Here is a 22950-nt window from a genome sequence, read left to right as displayed (position 1 = left end):
TCACTACACAGCTTTCTTGCTACGCTTTTACCTTAGGTAGTAACTCATCTTTAAACCATTCTTCAATTAACTTTTTATCATAATAAAAAGTATCATTACTACGTAATCGAGGGCTGGTCATAAACCCCATATCTTTTAGGTTGGCCGAACCTTTAGACACTACAGCTGCATCAGATGCAGTGACGATATAATCAAATTTAATCTTAGGAAAGTAAATGGGCTTAATGATACGTACTTCGTTGATGCCAATGCGCACGTCTCCAGCCAAGTCTAAGTCGTTAACTGTGATAGTTAGGGTGTAACCATCTGGTAGTTTTCTTGCGAGCTTTTCAATATGGTCGTTAAAATGCTTTTCAATATTTTTATGAAAGGCTTTTTTATTGTGATTGGCAGGTGCGACATCGGTATAGCGGTCAAAGTCTTTCCATTTAATAACGGCTTCTGTTGCATATAGAGAGGTTGTAGCCACACTGCATAATAAGCCAACGCTGGCTGCGAATAATGGTAGTCGAGTTTTGCTCAGTTTGCGTTTCATGTTGCCCCCTTTTAACTTATATCTCTACGTTACACCATTACCATTTAATAAGTAGCACTTAATAAGTTCCACTCAATAAATAATAAGACCGGATTTATGCGGTTTTAGTTCAGGGGGTGTTAATCCCAGTACTTCCAACCTTCTAAGTAATAGTACAGCACATTGGGTTTATCTAAGGTGCTGATGCTAGCACCTTTCATTTGCATATCTTTAGGAAAAGAACGCATGGCTATTTCCATTTGCTCTGAATAAAAACGCGTTGCTACGTTCAGTGTGGGTGTTGTATGGCACACACGGTGGCATGCCATTACAAAGCCCCATTCGCCAAATGATGGAATATTCACGTGGTAAGGTAAAGTATTGGCAAAACCAGCGCTGGTGACCGTTTCATAAATAGACCAGAATACTTTTTTTGCGAAAAATGGGCTAGTGGCTTGAGTCACCATAATGCCATTAGGCTGTAAGTGTTGCTTTAACTTAACGTAAAACTGTTTGCTGTATAAACGCGCTAGGCTAATGGTTTTAGGATCGGGTAAATCTACAAGAATAAGGTCATACAGCTGTTGTGATGTATCTAAAAACTGCCATGCATCTTGATGATGTATGGTTACTTTATGGTGGGTAAGGGCATTCTTGTTAAGCTTAGTAAGGTGCGGATTGCGCTGAGCAAGCTCAGCAATAGCAGGATCTAAGTCAACAAGAGTAATTGTGCTAATGGACGTGTACTTAAGTAGCTCTCGCACTGCTAAGCCGTCGCCACCACCTAATATTAAAACTTTACTAGGGTTTGTTAGGCGTGACATCGCAGGGTGAACCAGTGTTTCATGATAGCGATATTCATCAATGGAAGAAAACTGTAAGCCGCCATTTAAGAATAGGCGAATATCGTCTTTATGGCGGGTTAGCGCTATTTGTTGATAGGCAGTTTGTTCGCTGTGTAATACGCGGTCATTGTAAACATGATTGTTCCACGCTTTATTAATTTGGTGGCTGGCCAGAAATAGTCCAATTAACAGTATGAAAATACTGACTAATGCAGTTTTTAATATCCTTTTACGTGAGGTGGTAAGCCGATCAATAAAAAACCATAACAGGCTTAACGCGATGGATAAATTTACTAGCCCAAAAATAAGAGAGGTTTTAAACACGCCCATCCATGGCAGTAAAATAAAGGGAAATATTAGTGTTGCAATGAGTGCACCGAAGTAGTCAACCGACAGCACGTTGGCGATATTCGCCTTTAAAGTGTAGTGCTTTTCCATAAGACGGCTTAACAAAGGGATTTCTAGTCCAATCAAGACACCGATAATGGCAGTTAATAGCGCCGAAACCCATGCCAGAGGCAGGTCTATCGCGTAACTGGCATACAGCAGCGGCACACTGCTACCACCCAGCAATGCCAGCAACAGCTCAAAGCCAATGAAGTACTCTAGAAGGTGTTGGTCACTTATCCATTTTGACACATATGAGCCTACGCCCATAAATGCCATATAAATACCAATAGTCAGAGAGAACTGGGTGATGCTATCACCCAAAAAGTAAGCGCTGGTAGTGGCGATTAGCAGTTCGTAAATAATAGAGCATAAGCCAGCAATGAAAATGCTGAAGATAAGCACATGGCTTTCACGAACCATTATTTACCGCCAGTAGAGCCGCCAGAACGAAAGTGTGCACCAGACAAACTTTGTTGGCGTAAATCGCGATCAACCGTGACATTACGATGAGTGTTCGCCACATAAATCCAATTTATGTCATCGTCATCTTTAATCGAGCCCCAAGCGGTTAGTGCGAATAGTGGGATAAAAAATATCGCAATCAGTATCCAAATACTCATGGTTTTCTTGGTTTTTATGTCGCGCATACTGAGTATCGGGTTGACCCTATCATCTTTAGTTTCGGCTCGAAAGATGAATACTGCAAAGCAAATAGCGACCACACCGCCCACTAACCATAGAAAAGGCATCAGTTTTGATATATCACCGTGAAGTGGCACGGCCCTAAATCGAAACGTATGAGTATCAACAATACTACTACGGTTTATATTATGAGAGTCAGAAATAAAGGCAACATATGTTCCTGCTTTAGCAAAACGCTGATTAATAGATGCTTTTTTACGATATTCTGTCCACCTGCCGTCAGAGTCGTAGCCACTTTCAGACCAAAGCTCATCAGTATAAGTAAATAGATAGTTTTCCTTGTCGTCGTATATATCCATTGCAATCGACTTCCAGCGATTCATCGGCATGGTTCCGCGGATCTCAAGTCGCATTATTTGCCCATCGTTTGGAACAGTAAACGTGTAGCCTTTATCTTGATTACTCCACTGAGTACTGGACTGATAGTCGGTGTGGTTTGTTGGCGCATCTAGTATTGATCGAATGAAAAAACCGACGATCAACGTTAATACCGCAACACAAAATAACTTGGTCATGCTCATAAGGTTTTCTACCGTTACAGCGCAAATAGAATAACAGTCGCGACAGTGATGGCGATAGCACCTTCAAATAACGCAAGAGAAGAGTTGTGATCGCGTTGAATTGCATCATCAATAGACACAGTCGGCAGTAACAGTTTGTCGATCAATAGCCGTAAGATAGGAAAGAGCACGAGCGCAATAACCGCATCTAACATAAACAGTGACAAGCTGGTTTGCCAAGATACAAAACTACCTAGCATGGCATGATATAACACTATGCCTACAGCGATTAGCGTGGCCGACAAACTAATTGATGCCGCAATATTGCCTTGGCGTAACTCTGTTTGTAAATCGAATTGAGTGAACCTATCGTAAATGCGAGTAAATACAATCAGCAATACTTGCCCTAATGCATAAAAAGCGATTGCTGAAATAATATTGCCATCACCACGAAGTGCACCACCAATAATTAATCCAGACGCAATGTAGCTAGCTGCTTGCGCAATGCCAGTGGCCAAACACTTTTTTTCATGCAGGTGGGTATGATTGCAGTAGCTGTGCAGCAAGACTTTGTCGTTGATGATCCGAGAAAGAATCAGTAATACCATTCCCAGTGCGGTGTACATAGCAATGTTCGCCACGTCTTCTAAAAGTCCTAAACTGGGTCCTTTCATGACGTTAACGTAAATAATGGTGACACCTGCTAAATAACCAACTATAGAAGCAGACAGGGCAGTATTATTCTTATTTTTTAGTTCTTTAAAAGTATTATAAGGAGTAGAGAAGTGATAAATAAATTTAGCTACAACCATCACGACGATAAAAAGGGCGACATAGCTGCTATTTGTAAGGTAATTATTAAGTACAATATCCATGATGTTTTTACTGCAGAGTTTTTTGCGCGGCATCCTACCACAACTAAACACACATTATAAATATGGAAATGAAAGTTTATTGGAATGTAATAAAAATAATTAAGAGAAGAGAAATAAAATAATGAAAATAGAAAAGGGGGATGAGATTAAAATTAAATCAGTTACCGACAAGGTGCCGGTAACTGTATAGCAGTTTCGTTAAACTAAATTATAGTGCAACGATGTTTTCTGCTTGAGGGCCTTTTTGACCTTGAGTTACTTCAAACTCAACTTGTTGGCCTTCAGCCAACGTTTTGAAACCAGTGCTAACGATTTGTCTGAAATGAGCAAATACGTCTGGACCGTTTTCTTGAGAAATAAAACCGAAACCTTTAGATTCGTTGAACCACTTTACAGTGCCTTTAACTTTGTTAGACATAATAATATCCTGAAATTTAAATAATAATTTGCGCCTCTATGAGGCAATGTAGCTTAAAAATAGACTGTAACTTATAAACTTCAGAAAGATAAAACTAACTTTGAAATGTATATTGTAATCTAGAGTATTTCTTAAAGCCGAGTCATTGTATATTATCTGTTCAGCATGTCAATCATTATTTTGCTTTTACTTAAAATAAGACGTGGGTGAATGGCTTGTATATTCTGACTTATGCCATTTTGATTAGTTATTATTACCTAAATATAAGCGAAACGCTCAATCCAACGTTTTAATGAGTGAGCATGTTTAATTCAGTGTCTATTTTTTTTACAAGTTTGTACCTAATAGTTCCCCTTAAAATCGACCTCAAAAATTCTGTTTATTTAATAAGCCTTTATATTGTTTATTTTTTTCTGGCGTGGAATTTGCCTTAGTAAACCTAGCTGTTCAAGCTGATTAATGCTTACTAGTGAAGATAATGTTTGTTAGTTATTTAAGGAAAGAATAATGAACAAGTTATTACTAGGAGCAGTTGCTTTAGGTTTAAGTTTTTCGTCTGAAGCGAGTTTAATTAATGTTGGTGGTGTGCAATGGGATCCTATGCAAGTGCTGTCATTTCCCGGCCTTACCGACTTTTCTTCAAATGGTACTGTATTTGAAAATTTTGCGATCACGCCAGGCGATATTGTATCTGGCTGGGGGCAATTCACGCATTTAAATAGTGCCATCACTAATCAAAATAGCTTTTGCCCGGGTTGTGAGCTTACTTATACCTTTGATATGGAATTGGTTTCTTTTACAGGAACACCAGCCAGCGGTGATTTTATTTTCAAAGACTTGATGATAAGTATGTTTGTTGATCACACGCCTGATTTCAATGGGACTGAACCTACCGCGTCTGATGGTGATTTATGGTTAGAGTTAGCGCTACCTGTCGGTGAGATGTTAACTGGCATAGGTACTAACCTTGGCACAGGCAGTGATGCAGGCGGCGGTTTCGCACTATTAGAGGTTGTCGGGGGCATGGCGGCTTATCACTTTGATACAAACCGAATGACTCGAGGAGCAGATATGCAGCTAACGTCTTCTTTTCAAGCAACAGGTGGTGCGCCAAATATGTTAAACGGTACCTTTGATTTGACCGCGAAAAGTGTTCCTGAGCCGTCTACTCTGGGCTTGTTTGGGGCTTTCTTACTGGGCTTTGCAGGCTTATATGGCCGTAAACGTGATTAGTATTAACGCACTCGCAATATAATGGGCTACAACAGAATCGCTATTAACCTCGCCAATCGGTGAGGTTATTTTTTGCAAGTGATATTTTGCTGCTCAAACACCTTCACTCTCAATGACAAATGTTTTGTCGGTTTATTTTACACATTGATATCGTTATCTAGGTAAATAAAATTGGCTCATTTTTCTTTTTTAAACTTTTTAGGTACTTAAAAAATAACTGCAAGTATGGCGTAAAATATGCCTCATGTAGGGTAGCTAAGGCTTAGGATGCAAACAGCCTTTAGCGGATTAGAAGAACTAGTGAAAAACAATAGAGAGTAGTTATTTAAGGAGAAAATAATGAAGAAGTTATTACTAGTAGTGTTAGCCTTATCGTCCAGCATAAGCGCGCAAGCGGCAATTATTAATGTTGGCGGTGTCCACTGGGATCCTGAACAAGGTCTCGCCTTTCCTGCCTTAACCGATTTTGTTGCAAACGGTACTATTTTTGAAGACGTTGCCGTCAACCCAGGTGATATTGTTACTGGGCGTGGCGAGGTAACTCATGTAAATAGTGCGGTAACTAATCAAGGGATATTTTGTCCTGGGTGTGAATTAACATTTCATTTTGAAATGGAGTTAGTGTCATTTGTGGGCGCTCCAACAGGTGTTGGCGGTAGTATTGATGGTGACTTTACCTTTAAAGATTTGGTGATTGACTTTATGGTTGATGATACGCCTGAGTTTGACGGTACTATGCCTACTGCGACTGATGGCGATCTTTGGTTAAGATTGGCATTACCATTTGGTGAATTTTTAACAGGTACGGGTGACAATTTAGGCAGTGGTAGCGACTCAGGTACAGGTACAGCATTAATGGATGTAATGGGTGGTTTGGCCGCGGCCAATTTTGATACCAACACCCAAGCAGGTGGTGCCGATATGGTGCTTTCATCGTCATTTCAACCTACCGCGGGCGATCCTAATACGCTCAATGGTACGTTTGATTTAACAGGTAATAGTATTGCCGTACCAGAGCCATCAGCGTTAGCTCTTTTAGGCGCTGCATTTTTAGGATTTGTTCGACTATTTGGTCGACGCTCTACCGAGCAAGTTTAATACAAAGGAAATGTGTCCAAGCCTTGAGCATTAGTTCAAGGCTTTACAGACGTAGAGTTAGGATCCATTTTTGCGCGCTCAATGACTCTTCTTGGCATTAATTCTTCTAACTCTTTAAGTAATTGCTGGGCACGTTGGTGTTGTTTATTATTTTGATAAATAGTGTGGTGCAGCCAGCCATAAGACATTTCAAAATCCAGTGGACTACCGTGACCATCTAAAAATATTTCCACTAGCCTAATACGCGCATTAACATTACCTAACGCTGCCGCTTCACGTAAATAAACAATGGCTTTATCAACGTCAGTTTGCATAAAACGGCCAATATGGTAGTACCGTCCTAGCTGCTCTAACCCTTCAGCAAGGCCTTGATCCGCGGCTTGGCGCATGTAGTAAACACCCAACTCAACATCTTTTTTAACGCACACTCCGTAGGCTAGCATGTCGCCGTAGAGAAACTGATATGCCGGAATTTTCATGATACTGGCGCGTGCTTCAATATCTTGCACTAATTGGCATTCATCTTTTTTTACGCGATCAAGGTGTGTGTTTTCCTTAATCATGTTTAATAAATCATTTTGCGAATAGATTTGAATGGCTTGAATGGGATCAGCCGCATAACTAACGTTAATCCATAACGTAAGGGAAGATATTAACAAAGTGAACGCAGCAAGATATTGAGAATACGTGTGTGGTCTATTTTGCGTTGATTTCATATATGGTACTCATGTGTCGCGTAATACTGGGTTTTATAGTGCTAACAATTAGCAATATACAATCTATTCAAAACTACTATTCAACAATTCATATTCAAAATTTGTACCATGATAATGACGATTGATTGACCCACTTACTTATTCTATTTGTTGCCACGCTTCTTTGAGTTCGGTCATCACTTTTTTTGCTTCAGCAAAATTCCCTTTTTCTGCTTCATCTTGGCAGTAAGTATATAAACGGCTTAGATTTTCTGTCAGCTCGGGTGCAACATCTTTATTTAGCGCTTGTTTCAAAATAGCCAGCTCTGCTTGTAGCTGTGCATTATCTTTTTCTTCACACGCTGTGATAGCGCTATCATAGTGCGCCAAAATATTCTCTAAGTGTGCTTGGTTATCGGTTGCTGTCATAATTCCCCCTTAATAAATCATGCTGTTTAATTATTCGTTTTATGTACCTGATAATATGGCGGCTTTCAGAGTGCTTTTCCAGTCATATTTTGTTCTTTGCTTACTTTTCTAACGAGTTGTAAGCGTTTGGCGCGCTTATGTTTGTCATTGCTCAGCACCACCTTGCCGTTGCGTATACTTATACCAAGTGCAGAAAAGCTCTCGTTAAAATCTGGAAACTGGGTAAGCTTGGTCACCGCCTTAAATGTGGGATAGAACACGCTGTCGCCTGCAAGTTGATCAAAGGTTTTTGCAAGTTGTTCACCTGTCCACGAATTAGGGTGATGGCGGCAACATTGATTAAACTTTTGCAGCACCTCTGCCACGGACTTAAGTTTGTAATTACCAGTCATTAGTTTGACATCTACATTAAGAAAATAAACAGCGCCACTCCAATATACACGCATGTAGCTACCTAGTTTGTGCATGCGTTTGCTAGATGAACTCAGGGTTTGCTGCGTATACGCGCTGGCGGCTTGCCCTCGTTGAAAGCCTTCATATAGGCGTTGCCATGCAGTTTGTTCTGAAATTATGTCGTTTTTCGCCATCAATAAATATTGTAAGTAAGACGCTAAACCTTCTGAAAACCAAATATCATTATCTCCTGGAAAAGGAATATATAAATGGCTGAATTCATGCACTGCGGTCCAGTCATTATTTAATTCAGAGAGGGTGGCTTGGGGTTGAATATAAAAACGCACGCCTTCTGGATGGTGGCGGATCACTTGTGCCCATGGAACGGGTCCATCGCCACGGTTGGCTGCACTTACATTCACCTGTGTGATAGAAAGTGGAAATTCACCGTATAAGGATGCCGTGGTTTCAATTGCTTGGCTTAGCCATTGCACAACGGTGGAGTGATTATCCTTGGGAATTTTCTCATCGATATACAACTCTATTCGGGTATTAGGGTGTGCAAGCTCGAAATAGCTTTGTGCGTGAGTTATTTTGCTCATTACAGCACTCATTAAAACGAACAGGCCAATCCAAATATGAGCAAATTTATACATACGGGTATTACTCTACTAAGTAGTGATTACAAACGAGCTGTTAAGTGTTTAAGTTTTCAGGTGAATCACCGCTCATTTGATGGTGCAGTTATTCGTCGCCCAGTTATATCTTCAATTGCGTTAATTATTTAGTATAGAAAATAAGGTTAGTAGGCCTTAAAACTTAAATTACTTTGTGTATTAAGATTAGTGTAGACTATTTTTTTGCGCCATTAAGACAAGTTCAAACTCAGCAGCATGTTACTTATCATTTAATATTACGATTAATTTCAATGTTTTGGTGAAACAGGGTTGTGGCTCACTATGGTATTAGTAAACAAAGCGCCATCTTTATTCATTTACGTTTTTTTATTACTGACGTTGGTCACCACTGTACTTAAACCGGTGCATGCGGTAGCGCCTATCCATGTGGCGGTAGCAAGTAATTTTTTGGTGCCCGCAAGGCATTTAGTTAACCAATTTAAGTTAGAGACAGGCTACGATGTCGTGCTGATAAGTGGTGCGTCGGGTAATTTATATACTCAAATGATAAAAGGGGCGCCTATTGATGTTTTTTTATCAGCAGACAGTAAGTTGCCACAGCAACTAGTTAAAGATGACATGGCACTGCCTGAGTCTCTATATACCTATGCAGAAGGCCAATTAGTGTTATGGAGTGGCAATTCGGCGCTGCAATTAAATCAGCATACAGTTGCCACGTGGCCGCACAGGCTAGCCATCGCGAATCCACGCTTTGCGCCTTATGGTGCTGCTGCACTTGAATATTTAAGTGCGCATGATGTATTAGACAGCTACCAGCATCGATTAATAAAAGCGAATAATGTTAATCAAGCCTTTCAATTTATTGATTCCGGCAATGTTCAATTAGGTATGATACCGCTTTCGCTGTTAAAAGTGGCCTATCAAAAGTCCAAAGCGCAAAAATACCTTCATTACTATCCCTTACCTAATAAACCGAAAATCATTCAACAAATGGTTATTTTGTCTCGTGCTCAAAATAAGCTGATGGCATGGAAGTGGTTAAACTTTGTAACGTCCGAAAAGGCACAGCAATACTTGGCGAGTGTGGGTTATATTGCACAGACTAGCCAGCAAATTGCGCAACAGCGAGTGCATAATATGCAGTTAAAGCAATAAGATGCCAGACAAGGGAATATATGATGATCGATGAGGACCTTACTGCACTGACCTTAACATTACAGCTAGCGATTACGACTACGCTAATTCTGCTAATGATAGGTTTACCTGTGGCGTGGAAATTGTCGCGCTACCACGGGCGCTTAAAGCCAGTTTACGAAGCTATTATCGCTTTACCTTTAGTATTACCTCCAACCGTTTTAGGCTTTTATTTGTTAATGGCATTTGCGCCAGATACGTTTTTCGGGCAATTGTGGGTTGGGTTAACAGGACAGCAATTGGCTTTTAGCTTTTCAGGTATTTTATTAGGATCATTAATTTATTCCTTACCCTTTGTGGTGCAACCGCTATATAGCGGCTTTTGTCAGGTCGGCCAGCAATATGATCAAGTTGCTGCCAGTCTTGGGATCTCGCGTGTGCGGCGTTTAATAAAAATAACGTTACCCTTAATGAAGCCCGCGATATTGAGTGCCGTTACGTTGGGTTTTGCTCATACGCTTGGTGAATTTGGTTTAATTCTGATGATTGGTGGCAATATTCCCGGTGAAACGCAGGTTGTTTCGATTGCACTGTATAACCACGTTGAAGCGATAGATTATCAGCATGCTCACCGATTAGCGGCGGTATTGTTGACCATTTCATTTATCAGCTTAGTGTTGCTCTATAAGTTTAATCGGCGTGCATTAACTGGCATGACAACAACTGTTGCTGCTGATCCTACCCCTAATAAAATAAAGGCCAGAGGGACACACGTATGATAGCGAAGGCGATGAGAGCGAAACTAACTCAAGTGACTGATGCACCCTATCATACCGCAGATTTGACCATTGCAATGACGCATCATGTTTCTCATCATCAGGCTGGCTTTGATTTATCCGTACACACCACGTTGCCGCTCAGTAAGGGTAATATTGGTATTTTTGGTGCGTCAGGTGCAGGAAAATCAACGCTGTTACGTTGCATGGCGGGGTTAATACCCGCTAAACCATCAGATCATCATTCTGTGGTAATGTTGGGTAAAGAGATCTCTACACAACGCGTTGAACAAAACCCATTTGTATATCAATTTCAGCAAGGCATGCTTTTCCCTCATTTGTCAGTTCAGCAAAATTTAACTCTTGTGGCGAATCAACCCAATGTCTACAAACCTTTGCCATATTCACTAGACCAAGTAGTGGCGTGGTGCCAAATAGAAACGTTGTTAACTAAAAATGCAACCGTGTTGTCGGGCGGAGAAGCTCAACGTGTGGCATTTGCCAGAACGTTGCTGTCAGGTAAGCCTATTATGTTACTCGATGAACCTTTTTCAGCGCTAGATTGGCATAGTCGCCAACATTATTTAGCGTTAATCAGGTGGTTATCTACGCAGTACCGCTTGCGATTTATTTTGGTGAGCCATATTTTGCAGGACTTGGCGGCGTGTACTCAGTCAACGCTACAGCTTGATGCGGGTGCCTTGGTAAGGCTTGATGATACCGCTGAAATAGTGCGGACATTAAGCATGCACAGGAGCGCCAGCCATACGCAGGGGACTGGCGACAAGTCTGTAATTAAGTACGATGCATTTAGTGTGTTGCACGGAAGAGTAAAGCAGCATTTACCACAGTACGGATTAACTGAAGTACAGTTAATGGCGCCTTCGCAGCAATCGTTATTCATTCACACTCAAGAATTTGCTCATGGTGTTGATGTGGCTGAAGAAGCTATAGTTGAAGAAGCTATAGTAGAAGAAGCTATGGTTGAAGAGACGGTGGCTAAAAAAGTGATGGCTAAAGACATTATAATAGTCCAGCTACCTGCGAACAAAGTCAGTTTAGCGAAGCAGGCTCCTAATACTTCGAGCATACTTAATTGCTTAACGGGGGTGATCACCAGTATTGAGCTAGATGCACACCATGCCACGGTTCAAGTAAACGTTGATCAGCAAGCGGTGCTTGCTGAAATTTCTTTGATGTCAGCCGAGTCGTTGGCTTTATCAGTAGGTGATATTATTTATTTGCAGTTTAAAGCAATATAAATTGGCTATTGAGTGTCTATTGTTTAAGAGCAAAATTAACACATTAACAATGTGTAAAAAGTATGAGACGCTAACTCATCAGATCTAAAGGATGAATAATTTGACGAACAATGGGCAGCACAGTGTTACAGACAAGACTTTGTTAACAGATAATTTTGGTCGGCAGTTTCAATACTTACGCTTGTCGATCACGGATGCTTGCAACTTTCGTTGTCAATATTGCTTACCAAACGGCTACCATGCAGAGCATGATAGACAATTCCTTAGTTTGAACGAAATAGACACACTGATAACCGCTTTTGCGCGATTAGGTATGCGCAAAGTTCGCATTACGGGTGGCGAGCCCGGCTTGCGCAAAGATCTTCCTGATATTATTTCACTGTGCCGCAGTACGGCAGGCATTGAGCAAATCGCGTTAACCACCAATGGCTTTAATTTAGAAAAAAACATTCAACACTGGGCTGATGCAGGCTTAACCGCATTGAATGTAAGCGCTGACAGTTTAGATACGCAGTTATTCGCTAGTTTAACTGGGCAGGCAAAATTACAGACCATACTGCGGGGTATCGCCAAAGCAGAACAGTCGGGTATCAAAAATATTAAATTGAATGCGGTGTTGCTTAAACATTTTAACGGACAACAATTAGACGAATATTTAGCGTGGATCAAGCAGCGCAATCTTGCCATTCGGTTTATTGAACTAATGGAAGTAGGCAGCAATAAAACGTTTTTTAATAAGCAGCATATTTCGGGTGAGGTGATTAAAGGCAAACTGCTAGATCAAGGTTGGTTTGCCATGCCTCGTGCGCCTTTGGCCGGCCCGGCACAAGAGTTTTCACATCCAGATTATCAAGGCAGAGTTGGCTTAATTATGCCGTATAGCAAAGATTTTTGTCAGAACTGCAACCGATTACGTATGTCAGCAATGGGGAAATTACATTTATGTTTATTTTCAGAGCAAGGTATCAATATACGGCCTTGGTTAACTGCTGGTGATGTAAAAGGAACTTGTGAGGCGGTGAGGCAAGCGCTAACAGATAAATCGGCATCGCACAGTTTGCACTTACATCAAACTGGTGCAACAAAACATTTAGCCATGATTGGCGGGTAGTAACACTTAAGAGTATTTAGGTAATAAACGAATAAGTAGAGATTGCATGATTAACATTCTATTTTTTGGTCAACTGAAAGAGCGTTTACAGTGTGGTCAATTACAGTTTGAATTAACGCAAAGTATAACGGTCGCGCAGCTAAAACAGCAGTTACAACGCCGCGGTGAACAATGGCAATTATATTTGGCTGAAGAGAATGTACTATGCGCACTTAACCACACTATGGTCGCTAACTCTGCGTCAGTAAAAACGGGCGATGAAGTGGCATTTTTCCCACCTGTTACGGGAGGATAATTTAAGCTTGTTAAACGATTAAATAGTCATTCACACGATTTAGCCCGTGTGAACAGTGTTAACTTCCTGTTTTATCTAGTTTCTGTTAAATAACTTCATAATAATTATTTAGTTATGCCTGTATATTGTTCAATTTATTCATTTTTTGTATATCAATAATAAAAATATGGTTTATAACATACTGCTAACAATGATTAAGGTGTATACTTCAATAAATTTACTTTGCTACTTTATGTTCGCTTCAACACATGTAAATAAGTCGAGTTGTTAGTTATTTCACATCTTTAAGTATTGAGTTTCTAGTTCAGCTACGCATCCCATTACACAGTAAGTGAAAAGCGAAGATAAGCGATAAATTAGAAGATAAGATGAACGAATTAACAAAATCAAATGGACTTTATCATGGCGGATAGCATTAAACCCCCTTTACCCAATATTAGTCGACGCCACTTTATTAAATCCGCCAGTGTGGCAACCGCAGCATTAGCCACTACGCCATTGATGGCAGCCACATTTGGTAATGTGGCTAGCGAGAATAACGCGACAAATACCGCTCAGCCCAGTATGACAATGAAGCAACTGGCTGAAAAAATGGAACATCGTCACTGGCCAAAATATAACGATGTCACCGTGGTTGATGCACTTAGCTTGACCTTTGACCTTAGTAAAAACCAATTTAACGAAACGACCCTTAGTCAAATAGCAAATAGTGGTGTATCTGCAATTCACGCTACCGTTACATATCCCGGCGCAAACTTTGAAAAAACCGTTGCCAGCATCGCAAAAATTAAGAAGCTGATTCGCGATCATCACCATGTATTCTGTGAAGCAAACAGCATCGAAGAGATTGAAAAGGCTAAGCATTGTGGAAAAGTGGCAGTTATCATGGGGTTCCAGTCAGCAGAAATGCTGGTGGATAGTCACAATGAGGTTAAGTTTGAACGTATCCCGTTATTTTCAAATTTAGGCATTCGCGTCATGCAGCTAACCTATAACCGTCGCAGTCCATTTGGCGATGGTAGCTTAGTGAATATTTCTCGTGGGATCACCAAGCTAGGTGTACAAGCGATTGAAGTTATGGAAGATAGCAATGTATTGGTAGACTTAAGCCATGCCTCTAAAAAAACCATTCAAACTAGCATAAAGCACTGTAAAAAGCCGATAGCCATTACACATACTGGCTGTAGTTCAATTTATTGTCACCCTAGAAATACAGACGATGAAGAGTTACGGGCTGTTGCAAAATGTGGTGGTGTTGTAGGTATTTATGCCATGCCATTCTTGGCAGGCGGTACCGCACCGATTACAGCTGATAACTTTATACAGCATATTGATCATGCGATTAACGTGTGTGGCGAAGATCATGTCGGTATTGGTACCGATCAAAGCTTAATTCCTGTGGTAGACGATCAGCAATATCAGGCAACTATTAAAGAAGAGCTTAAACAGCGTAAAGCCGCAGGTATTTCTGCGCCGGGTGAAACCGATGAACGCCCTTTGTATATTCCTGATCTTAATCATGAACGTCGTATGGAATTAATTGCTTGGCATTTAGCGAAAAAAGGTTACAAAGATGCCCGCATTGAAAAAGTACTGGGCGCTAATTTTATGCGATTGTTTGGAGAGGTGTGGAGCTAGTTGTAGTTGTTAAGCGCAACTATGAAATAAAAATGAGAGTTCGTGACCATGTACACGAACTCTCATAGATAAGCTTGTATGAATTTATAGCTTGATAATATTATCGGCGCTATCGCGATCTACAAGTTTTACGAACGGGTCGATACCTGCAAACTTAGGCAGCTTCTTCTCATTCTTCGGCAGTTCAATAGTGATCACGTTTTCACCACTTTTGATTAAGTGTTTTTCGTTATAGATCACTGTATCAGTTGCCTTTAAACTTTCTGGATCAGCACTAAATAATACTACATCCACCATTTCTGATAATGGCACATCGGTTTCCATGCCTTTGCTGTCTGACGTAACACGCTTTGCTTGCACGGTTAAGGTCACTGTTTGTGAGTTGCTGCCAGTGTCAGCGACTTCAACTTTCTCAGCTTTTAGGTCGTAAAGCGTAATATCTTCAAACAAGCTAGTAATAAAAGCTTGCTCTTCCGCTGTGGCGTTAGCTTTGAGTGCAGCAACTAAATCTAGCGTTGTTGGATAAGGCGTGCTTTGATATTGATAAGTTTGTAAAAAACCTTTCAATGCTTGGTTTACGTGCGCTTCGCCTAGTCGGTCGCGTAACGACGCCATAATTACCGATCCTTTACGGTAATGAATATATTGCTGGTTTTCAGCACGTAGCATAGGTTGCTCGCCAATTTGCTCTGAAGTACGGCCACTTAAATAACGATCTAACTCGTATTTTAAGAACTTACGCAGCTTTTCAGGGCCATATTTCTTTTCCAATACCATCACAGCACTGTATTGCGATAGGGTTTCAGAAATAATCGCGCTACCCTGAACATTGGCTGCACCAACTTGATGTCCCCACCACTGATGCGCCATCTCATGCGCGGTAACGTAATACACCATATTAATATCTTCAGGATCACGTAAGTCGGCAATAAAGCCTATGTCTTCAGAGTATGGTACGGTGTTAGCAAAGCTTTGTGCAAAACCACGGTATCGAGGAAATTCGATAATGCGCATTTGCTTATGCTGGTATGGAGAAAATTCGCGGCCAAAATAGTCGAGTGAGTCTTTAACCGACTCAATCATCACATCAACATTTTTGTTATGTTCAGGATGATAGTAAACCTCTATATTCACACCGTCGTGTTGATCTTGCTTCACTTCAAAGCGGGCAGATAAGAAGGCATAAAAATGGGCCATTGGTGAATCCATCTTGTAATGGAAGTAACGTTTACCATTTTCAGTCCATTCTTTTTGCAAATAGCCCGGCGCAATCGCGACTTGATCTTCAGCCGTTGAAACCGTGGCTTCAAAGTCAATAAAGTCGGTACCCTTACCAAAAAAGCTTTCATTATGAAACGCTTCATCTTCTAGCTTATTGGCGCGATCACGTGGTGCTAAATCGTGGCTTTTGCGTTTATGCCTATCCATTAAGATAAAGCTTCGGTTAAAGCCAAAACTTGGGAATAATTCAAAGTTATTGATAAATGTACCATTTTCAACTAATTGAACGTCAAAGTCTCGATCTTTAAACCCTTGATGCTGGCGAGCCACTGAAAGAGTTCCAGTGCGTGTTTCATTTGGTTGTAGCGGCAGTTCAAACTCAAACCACGCGGTGTTGTATCGCTCATCAATTTCCGTTACAGCACCACCAGCTAATTCTACCTGCCACGAAGAACTATGCTGTGGAATATTAACCAGAAAACGCTTGATTGGTTGGCTAGATTTATTCACTACTTCAACGTTGGCACTGGCAGTTAAGCTACGCTGATAGGGTGAGAGATCGACGGTTGCATTCACTTTAGTGATCACAGGTATCTCATCATGCTCAAATTGAACATATTTCTTTTCGTAATCGACTTGTCGTGTTTCTAATTCGTCCTGACCGATAAATTGATTCAGCACCGTGGTGTTGTAATAAATATATCCGCCAGATAGCACTGCAACCAGCAAAGCACTTGCAACTGTCGCTTTACCCATGGTACCCATTTGATAACTCATTAACGCTAAACGCGCTTTTAATGAGGTTTGCGGGCCACGCTGCCATAGTGCATAACCTAGTGTACTTAGCATGACTGCAATCGCGGTCCAGTACAGCATGTACCAAGAGTGAATTTCTAGGAATATACCGTAGCCGTTCATATCTGAGTAGGTCATGCTTGGTGCGCCAGCGTAATCAACTAAGTTGTGCTCTAAGCCAATTTGATCAAATGCCATATTTGCGAAAATATAGCCTACGAAAATCAGCATACCCACAAACTTATTTGGACTAAGTACTTGAATAAAGAAAGACAGAACAGCCAGTAAGCACATAGGTAGTGCAAAGAAGTATAAGATACTAATTAAGTATTGAGCGAGGTCGATATTTTGATAACCCATAGCAAATTGATAGCCGATAGAAATCAGCATACCAACCATTAATAAGCTGCAAATTACCAGACATACAGCAACGAGTTTAGACAGCCAAAAGGCAATATTAAATACAGGTGTGGCATCGATAATATCGCCCATGCCAGAGTTACGCTCTCGCCACACAACCTCACCGCTGTAATAGGTTACTACCACAATCAACATCAGCGAGAATGCGCCGTTAACTTGCTCAACCATAGTTTGTGTAAGTGGCCAGTTTGGTGTGCCATACATGCCAGTGAAGTTAATAAACATCATGACCATGTTAAACGCAGAGAAAATTAATAGAATGTAGAATGGTGCGCTAAATACCACCTGTTTAATTTCAAACTGTGTGCGGCTAATAAACTTGCCCCAGCTAGCGGCATTATTCCCTTTTACAGCAATATTGTTACCAAATGGCGGTATCACTTTTTCTAATTTAAGCTGTTTTTTACTCTTTTTGGCCGACGGTTTATGAATTTGAATGTGGTGTAAACTGCCAAATACGGCTAACACGACAACACCAAATGCTATCCAGATAAGTCGGTTTTGTAGCAACACGCCGCTAAGCTCAATAACTTGCGTATTACGCTCGTGTACTGTCCAGTATCGGCTAATATCAGCAAATGTGCGTAAACCGAAAGGGTCAGAAAGTGCAGATAAAGTGCGATATTGAGGATCGTCTAATAAGCTACCTGTCGCTATATATAAAATAAATAACGCGACAGCTGCTAAGTAAACGGCCATTAAACTACGAAAACGAACAGCAGCACTGTAAAACAAGCAAGCCAGAACAAAGAGTGTTGGCATTGTGAAATAGAAAAAGGTAGTGCCATAGAAGGCTAAGTTTGTAGGGCCAACCCGTTCCGCATCTACCCAAGGCATTGCACAACCTAGCATAATACCTAGTGGCACCATGGCAAATACTAAAACGGTGATAAAGTATGTGCCAAAAAATCGCCCTAGTTGGTAGGAAAACGCGTTAATTGGTTTAGAGTAAATAATTTCTGCCATTTGGCTGGTGTCGTTTCTTGTGGCTGTATTTGCAACAAAATTGATCACCAAAAACATCGAGAAAAGCCCAAGAATGAGCATGGTTTGCGTGATAGCAAATGAGCCGTTATATAGCACATTGCCGCCGCCACCAATTTGAATATTTTCGCTCACCGTAGCGAGAAAGGGGAGTAAGAAAAAAATCAGACATGTTACATAAAACGATGGCTGACGCAGATAATATCGCCATTCAAAGGCGAACATTTTTGCAAACATCAGTATCTTCCTTATGCAGCTTGGGCTGAATCAGTTTTTTTATGTGCATTACGTGAATTGTGTAGCGTTGAAAAGTACACATCTTCAAGATTGGCAGGGGCAACTTCAAAGCCTTCAGGTGCACTATCCGCTAAAACATGCACAACAATTTGGCCAGCAAATAAGCGTTGCGAAATCACTTTATAATGCTGCTCAATTTCTGCAAACTCGCTTTGTGTAACAGTTTTGCGCCAAATTTGACCGTTAAGACGATTAGTTAATTCAATAGGGTTGCCTTGTAATAGAATTTGACCCGCGCCTAGTACTGCCATATTCGGGCACAGCTCAGATACATCTTCAACAATATGGGTTGATAGAATAATGACTTTTTCTTCACCTAAGCTGACTAACAAATTATGAAAACGGTTGCGTTCTTCAGGATCTAGGCCAGCAGTGGGTTCGTCAACAATTAATAAATCAGGATCACCTAACAATGCTTGTGCAATACCAAAGCGCTGACGCATGCCGCCAGAAAAACCGCTCACCGCATTTTTACGATGTTGAAATAGGTTAGTGTGCGCTAACAAACCTTCAACCACTTCTTTTCTTTGTTTTTTGTTATCTAGCCCTTTTAAAATAGCTAAATGATCCAAAAGGTCGTATGCGCTTACACGCGGGTAAACACCAAAGTCTTGAGGCAAGTAGCCTAGGCGTTGGCGTAGTTCGTTTGGCTGTTTAAGTACGTCAATGTCGTTAAATTTAATGCTGCCAGAGTCGGGTTGTTGCAGCGTTGAAATGGTGCGCATGAGTGATGATTTTCCAGCACCATTAGGGCCTAATAAACCGAACATGCCTTTAGGGATTGAAAGGTTAACGTTATTAAGCGCGTGTACGCCGTTATCATACGTTTTTGACAAATTTGAAATGGTTAACATCACATTTCCTCTTTTATTATATTGTCTTCCGTTGGCTAACAGGACGATGAAAATCTCTCAGTTAGCGATGTAGTAAGTATGCTTCTATCTTATAAAAATAGGGAATATACATATTCGTAATTTAATGATTACATCGGTAATTTCAATCTAAAAGATGTAACAACAGGTATATGCGTTGTATGACCTTGTGTCAGCGCAATGAGTATGAATCACTGGCTTAAAGCAGCCAGTGATATAGTATGAAAGTTGTTATTATTAAGTGTATTTTCCTTTTGAAAAGTATTGATATAATGCTGGCAATACAAATAAAGTCAACAATGTGGATGTGAATAACCCTCCCACCACTACAGTCGCAAGTGGGCGCTGAATTTCTGCGCCAACACCACTCGACATTAGCATAGGTATTAAGCCTAACGCTGAAGTTAGCGCGGTCATTAATACCGGCCTTAGCCTTGATACGGCACCTGCAAACGCTGCGTTGTTTAGGGTGTGTTTGATAGATGCGCTGCTCGGCGGAGTATGCTGTTCAACACGCTGATTAATACTTTCAACTAACACCACGCCATTAAGCACAGCAAGACCAAATAGGGTAATAAAGCCGACTGCGCTAGGTACTGATAAATATTGACCGGAAAAATAGAGTGCAAAAATACCCCCAATTGTTGCCAGTGGCACATTAAGTAATATCAGTGCGGCTTGGTTAAATGATGAAAACGTTAGGTAGAGCAGTAGGGCAATGAATGCTAGTGCCATGGGCACGACAATCATGAGGCGTTGTTGTGCCCGTTGTTGGCTTTCGAATTGCCCGCCAATCATCACCGAATATCCTGAAGGCAATGCAATATTTTGTGCAATTGTACGTTGAATATCGGCCACGACACTGCCCATATCTCGCCCTTGGACATTGGCTTGAATCACAACTCGACGCTGCACATCGTCACGGCGAATTTGTGGTGGCCCTGACTCAATGGTCACGTCAGCCACGTCTGCTAAACGTACCCAAGCGCCAGTGGGTGATTGCAGGCGCAGTTCTGCAATACTGTGCTGATTATCTCTAAATTGCTTGGCTAATCGAACGTAAATATCGTAGCGTTCATTACCATTAACAATTTGCCCTGCGCTTTGCCCGCCGATACCGCTGCCTATGACTTCCATCAAATCGGCAACGGATAAACCAAATCGAGATAACTCGTCACGCTTTGGTTTAATCACCAATTGTGCCTCGCCTTCAATTTGCTCAATGGCAACGTCTATTGCGCCATCAATTTGATTGATCTGTTGCTCAATCTCACGACCTTTTTGCGCGAGTACGGCCAAATCGGGGCCAAACAGCTTGATGGCGAGTTGGGCTTTGACGCCTGACAGTAGTTCATCCACGCGCGTGGCAATGGGTTGTGAAAAATTAAGCAATAATCCCGGATGCTGGGCAAGCTTATTTGCCATGAGCTGCTGTAATTCATGGCGATTACTTGCATTTTTCCATTTCGAAATTGGCTTCAAACCAATATAAATTTCAATATTATTAACGGGTTCAGGATCACCACCAATCTCTGCTCGGCCAATTCGACTTAGCGCATACTCAACCTCGTCAAACGTTAGCAGCATAGCTTCAAGTTTCGGCGCGACCGTTAGTGCGGTATCAAGGCTGCTGGAAGGTGCAAGGGTGACACGTAAATTCAGAGTGCCTTCTTCTAACTCAGGAATAAACTCTGTACCAATACGCGGTAATAATGTGAGCGCGCTCGCAAATAACGACACGGCCAATAATAAAACGATTTTACGATGCGATAAGCTCCATTGTAGGCTGCGTTTATACCAGCGTTCGACAGGTAACAGTAAGTCGCGTTTTGTAGGTGCTATGCCGTTAGCAAACAAATAACTAGCGATGGCAGGTACAACCGTTAGCGCCACGATTAATGCTGATATCAGTGCCAACATAATGCTGATTGCCATAGGCTGGAATAGCTTTGCTTCAACGCCTTCGAAGGTAAACATGGGGGTAAACACAAGCAAAATAATGGTGGTTGCAAAGAACACAGGACGTGCGACGCTTTGGCACGCCATTATGAGTATTGTTTTGGTGCTTTCCTTGGTAGGTGCTGCATGACGATGACTAAGCTGCTTAACCATGTTTTCAACCATTACCACTGAGCCGTCTACCAACATGCCGATAGCAAGGGCAATGCCACCTAATGACATTAAATTTGCAGACAGACCCCACCAAGCCATCACAGTAAGCGCAATACTTATTGAAATGGGGATAGAGAGGAGTACTAATATCGTGGCATTTACATTCATTAAAAACAGCAATAACACGATTACAATCAGCACAAATGCTAGCAATAACGCATCCCGTACGGTGTTTATTGCTTTGGTGATTAAGTCTGCTTGATTGTAAAAAGGTACGATTGTTACCCCATCGGGCAAAGCTTGGTTGATATAAGGCAAGCGCGCTTCAATGCCTGAAATAGTGCTATTAGTGTTAGCGCCAACACGTTTGAGTACAATCCCAGAAACCACCTCACCCAGCGCTTCGGTTGAGGTGGGCATTGATTTATCATGACTGGAAACACGTCGGGTCATGGTGACTGCGCCTTGGCGAATTTCGCTACCAAACTCAACGCGTGCGACATCAGCCAGTTTTACTACGGTTCCATTCACTGTTTTTAATGGCACTTGTGCGATGTCGTCTAGGCCCTGCTTGCCCGCGCTGAGCCAGCCAGTACCTCGGATCACCAACTGCTCTTGCCCACGACGTAAATACCAGCCGCCAGTGTTCACATTATTACGATTTAGTGCATTGGTGATGTCTTGCTGAGTCAGCTGATAGGCTAGCAATAACGAGGGATCTAAATTTACTTGATACTGTTTTACTTCGCCACCGAATGACAATACATCAGTAACACCATCAATCGGCATTAACAGCAGTTTAACTACCCAATCATTTAAACTACGTAACGCCATGTGATCGTAACCTGATTGCTCGTCGGCTAATAACAGATATTGATATACTTGCCCTAACCCCGACGTATTTGGCCCTAGCTCAGGTGTGCCTACATTATTTGGGATCATTTCTTTTGCTTGTTGTAACCGCTCGAATACCAGCTGACGCGCAAAATAAATATCAGTGCCTTCTTTGAATACGACGGTAATCCCCGAAAGGCCCGTCTTTGAAATTGAACGAACCTCGGCAACATCGGGTAATGCATACATTACAGCTTCAATTGGAAAGGTAATGAGTTGCTCCACCTCTTCTGCCGCTAAACCAGGGGCTTCGGTATTAACGGTAACTTGTACGTTAGTTACATCTGGAAAAGCATTTAAATTCAGTTTAGGGATGGTAAATGCCGCTGTTAGCATAAATAACAGTAAAGCAATAGTAATAAGTAAGCGTTGGCGTATTGCCCAATCTATAACTCGGTTTAACATGAAA

The 22950-nt window shown here is 41.4% G+C and carries 19 protein-coding genes; 8 read left to right on the top strand and 11 right to left on the bottom strand.

The window, feature by feature from the left end; genetic code table 11:
- Positions 1-19: 19 nt before the first annotated feature.
- The 5 genes from HUU81_RS16875 to HUU81_RS16855 all read right to left on the bottom strand — a co-directional run bounded on the left by HUU81_RS16875 (position 20) and on the right by HUU81_RS16855 (position 4244).
- Positions 20-535 (bottom strand): DUF3016 domain-containing protein, encoded by a 516-nt coding sequence (locus tag HUU81_RS16875; RefSeq protein WP_199610058.1) that lies wholly within the window; start codon positions 533-535, stop codon positions 20-22.
- A 119-nt stretch (positions 536-654) separates the two neighbouring features.
- A complete protein-coding gene (locus HUU81_RS16870; RefSeq protein WP_199610057.1) occupies positions 655-2169 on the bottom strand; it encodes a polyamine aminopropyltransferase in 1515 nt (504 codons plus the stop codon).
- The gene (locus HUU81_RS16865; RefSeq protein ID WP_199610056.1) at positions 2169-2966 is read right to left on the bottom strand and encodes a hypothetical protein; all 798 of its coding nucleotides are present in this window, start codon (positions 2964-2966) and stop codon (positions 2169-2171) included. The genes HUU81_RS16870 and HUU81_RS16865 overlap by 1 nt, the downstream gene beginning before the upstream one ends.
- A gap of 20 nt (positions 2967-2986) precedes the next feature.
- Positions 2987-3826, bottom strand: a complete 840-nt coding sequence (locus HUU81_RS16860) for a DUF350 domain-containing protein (protein WP_199610055.1) — start codon at positions 3824-3826, stop codon at positions 2987-2989.
- A 208-nt stretch (positions 3827-4034) separates the two neighbouring features.
- Positions 4035-4244 carry a cold-shock protein gene (locus HUU81_RS16855; RefSeq protein ID WP_199610054.1) on the bottom strand — a complete coding sequence of 70 codons (210 nt, stop codon included), beginning with the start codon at positions 4242-4244 and terminating at the stop codon, positions 4035-4037.
- A gap of 507 nt (positions 4245-4751) precedes the next feature.
- On the opposite strand from HUU81_RS16855, the gene HUU81_RS16850 reads away from it, so the two are divergent.
- Entirely contained in the window at positions 4752-5477 is a 726-nt protein-coding gene (locus HUU81_RS16850) for a PEP-CTERM sorting domain-containing protein (RefSeq protein ID WP_199610053.1), read from the top strand.
- Between the two features lie 339 nt (positions 5478-5816).
- The gene (locus HUU81_RS16845; RefSeq protein ID WP_199610052.1) at positions 5817-6575 is read left to right on the top strand and encodes a PEP-CTERM sorting domain-containing protein; all 759 of its coding nucleotides are present in this window, start codon (positions 5817-5819) and stop codon (positions 6573-6575) included.
- Between the two features lie 35 nt (positions 6576-6610).
- On the opposite strand, the gene HUU81_RS16840 is transcribed toward HUU81_RS16845, so the two are convergent.
- From HUU81_RS16840 to HUU81_RS16830, 3 genes are all read right to left on the bottom strand, one after another.
- Positions 6611-7291 carry a tetratricopeptide repeat protein gene (locus tag HUU81_RS16840; protein ID WP_199610051.1) on the bottom strand — a complete coding sequence of 227 codons (681 nt, stop codon included), beginning with the start codon at positions 7289-7291 and terminating at the stop codon, positions 6611-6613.
- Between the two features lie 138 nt (positions 7292-7429).
- Complete coding sequence (locus HUU81_RS16835; protein WP_199610050.1) at positions 7430-7699, bottom strand: flagellar protein FliS; 270 nt, start codon at positions 7697-7699, stop codon at positions 7430-7432.
- A gap of 65 nt (positions 7700-7764) precedes the next feature.
- Complete coding sequence (locus HUU81_RS16830) at positions 7765-8694, bottom strand: M61 family metallopeptidase (RefSeq protein ID WP_199610049.1); 930 nt, start codon at positions 8692-8694, stop codon at positions 7765-7767.
- Positions 8695-9051: 357 nt separating this feature from the next.
- On the opposite strand from HUU81_RS16830, the gene modA reads away from it, so the two are divergent.
- The 6 genes from modA (at position 9052) to HUU81_RS16800 (ending at position 14946) form a co-directional block, all read left to right on the top strand.
- The gene (gene modA, locus HUU81_RS16825) at positions 9052-9885 is read left to right on the top strand and encodes a molybdate ABC transporter substrate-binding protein (protein WP_199610048.1); all 834 of its coding nucleotides are present in this window, start codon (positions 9052-9054) and stop codon (positions 9883-9885) included.
- A 23-nt stretch (positions 9886-9908) separates the two neighbouring features.
- Positions 9909-10643 carry a molybdate ABC transporter permease subunit gene (gene modB, locus HUU81_RS16820; RefSeq protein ID WP_199612125.1) on the top strand — a complete coding sequence of 245 codons (735 nt, stop codon included), beginning with the start codon at positions 9909-9911 and terminating at the stop codon, positions 10641-10643.
- Complete coding sequence (locus HUU81_RS16815) at positions 10640-11902, top strand: ATP-binding cassette domain-containing protein (RefSeq protein ID WP_199610047.1); 1263 nt, start codon at positions 10640-10642, stop codon at positions 11900-11902. Before modB ends, HUU81_RS16815 begins: the two co-directional genes overlap by 4 nt.
- Before the next feature lie 139 nt (positions 11903-12041).
- The gene (gene moaA, locus HUU81_RS16810) at positions 12042-13013 is read left to right on the top strand and encodes a GTP 3',8-cyclase MoaA (RefSeq protein WP_199612124.1); all 972 of its coding nucleotides are present in this window, start codon (positions 12042-12044) and stop codon (positions 13011-13013) included.
- Between the two features lie 46 nt (positions 13014-13059).
- Positions 13060-13308: a molybdopterin converting factor subunit 1 gene (gene moaD, locus HUU81_RS16805; protein WP_199610046.1), complete on the top strand. Its 249-nt coding sequence runs from the start codon at positions 13060-13062 to the stop codon at positions 13306-13308.
- 402 nt (positions 13309-13710) lie between these two features.
- Complete coding sequence (locus HUU81_RS16800; protein ID WP_199610045.1) at positions 13711-14946, top strand: membrane dipeptidase; 1236 nt, start codon at positions 13711-13713, stop codon at positions 14944-14946.
- Positions 14947-15030: 84 nt separating this feature from the next.
- On the opposite strand, the gene HUU81_RS16795 is transcribed toward HUU81_RS16800, so the two are convergent.
- The 3 genes from HUU81_RS16795 to HUU81_RS16785 all read right to left on the bottom strand — a co-directional run bounded on the left by HUU81_RS16795 (position 15031) and on the right by HUU81_RS16785 (position 22946).
- The gene (locus HUU81_RS16795; RefSeq protein WP_199610044.1) at positions 15031-18603 is read right to left on the bottom strand and encodes an ABC transporter permease/M1 family aminopeptidase; all 3573 of its coding nucleotides are present in this window, start codon (positions 18601-18603) and stop codon (positions 15031-15033) included.
- A gap of 11 nt (positions 18604-18614) precedes the next feature.
- On the bottom strand, positions 18615-19517 hold the full coding sequence (locus HUU81_RS16790) for an ABC transporter ATP-binding protein (RefSeq protein WP_199610043.1): 903 nt from the start codon (positions 19515-19517) through the stop codon (positions 18615-18617).
- Between the two features lie 255 nt (positions 19518-19772).
- Positions 19773-22946, bottom strand: coding sequence for an efflux RND transporter permease subunit (locus HUU81_RS16785; protein ID WP_199610042.1), 3174 nt, complete (start codon positions 22944-22946; stop codon positions 19773-19775).
- Between the last annotated feature and the right edge of the window lie 4 nt (positions 22947-22950).

Origin of the sequence: Flocculibacter collagenilyticus (genome assembly GCF_016469335.1) — a bacterium.
Classification (GTDB): Bacteria; Pseudomonadota; Gammaproteobacteria; order Enterobacterales; family Alteromonadaceae; genus Flocculibacter; species Flocculibacter collagenilyticus.
Note: the sequence above shows the minus strand (reverse complement) of the source record. Positions and strands in the feature narration are given on the sequence as shown.

Bases quoted from the DNA above. Each gene is read 5' to 3' on its own strand.
- HUU81_RS16865 (WP_199610056.1), bottom strand. From the start codon at position 2,966: ATGACCAAGTTATTTTGTGTTGCGGTATTAACGTTGATCGTCGGTTTT.
- HUU81_RS16840 (WP_199610051.1), bottom strand. From the start codon at position 7,291: ATGAAATCAACGCAAAATAGACCACACACGTATTCTCAATATCTTGCT.
- HUU81_RS16785 (WP_199610042.1), bottom strand. From the start codon at position 22,946: ATGTTAAACCGAGTTATAGATTGGGCAATACGCCAACGCTTACTTATT.
- HUU81_RS16850 (WP_199610053.1), top strand. From the start codon at position 4,752: ATGAACAAGTTATTACTAGGAGCAGTTGCTTTAGGTTTAAGTTTTTCG.
- moaD (WP_199610046.1), top strand. From the start codon at position 13,060: ATGATTAACATTCTATTTTTTGGTCAACTGAAAGAGCGTTTACAGTGT.
- HUU81_RS16875 (WP_199610058.1), bottom strand. From the start codon at position 535: ATGAAACGCAAACTGAGCAAAACTCGACTACCATTATTCGCAGCCAGC.
- HUU81_RS16800 (WP_199610045.1), top strand. From the start codon at position 13,711: ATGGCGGATAGCATTAAACCCCCTTTACCCAATATTAGTCGACGCCAC.
- HUU81_RS16815 (WP_199610047.1), top strand. From the start codon at position 10,640: ATGATAGCGAAGGCGATGAGAGCGAAACTAACTCAAGTGACTGATGCA.
- HUU81_RS16860 (WP_199610055.1), bottom strand. From the start codon at position 3,826: ATGGATATTGTACTTAATAATTACCTTACAAATAGCAGCTATGTCGCC.
- HUU81_RS16845 (WP_199610052.1), top strand. From the start codon at position 5,817: ATGAAGAAGTTATTACTAGTAGTGTTAGCCTTATCGTCCAGCATAAGC.
- HUU81_RS16855 (WP_199610054.1), bottom strand. From the start codon at position 4,244: ATGTCTAACAAAGTTAAAGGCACTGTAAAGTGGTTCAACGAATCTAAA.
- HUU81_RS16795 (WP_199610044.1), bottom strand. From the start codon at position 18,603: ATGTTTGCAAAAATGTTCGCCTTTGAATGGCGATATTATCTGCGTCAG.
- HUU81_RS16790 (WP_199610043.1), bottom strand. From the start codon at position 19,517: ATGTTAACCATTTCAAATTTGTCAAAAACGTATGATAACGGCGTACAC.
- HUU81_RS16830 (WP_199610049.1), bottom strand. From the start codon at position 8,694: ATGAGCAAAATAACTCACGCACAAAGCTATTTCGAGCTTGCACACCCT.
- modB (WP_199612125.1), top strand. From the start codon at position 9,909: ATGATCGATGAGGACCTTACTGCACTGACCTTAACATTACAGCTAGCG.
- HUU81_RS16870 (WP_199610057.1), bottom strand. From the start codon at position 2,169: ATGGTTCGTGAAAGCCATGTGCTTATCTTCAGCATTTTCATTGCTGGC.
- HUU81_RS16835 (WP_199610050.1), bottom strand. From the start codon at position 7,699: ATGACAGCAACCGATAACCAAGCACACTTAGAGAATATTTTGGCGCAC.
- modA (WP_199610048.1), top strand. From the start codon at position 9,052: ATGGTATTAGTAAACAAAGCGCCATCTTTATTCATTTACGTTTTTTTA.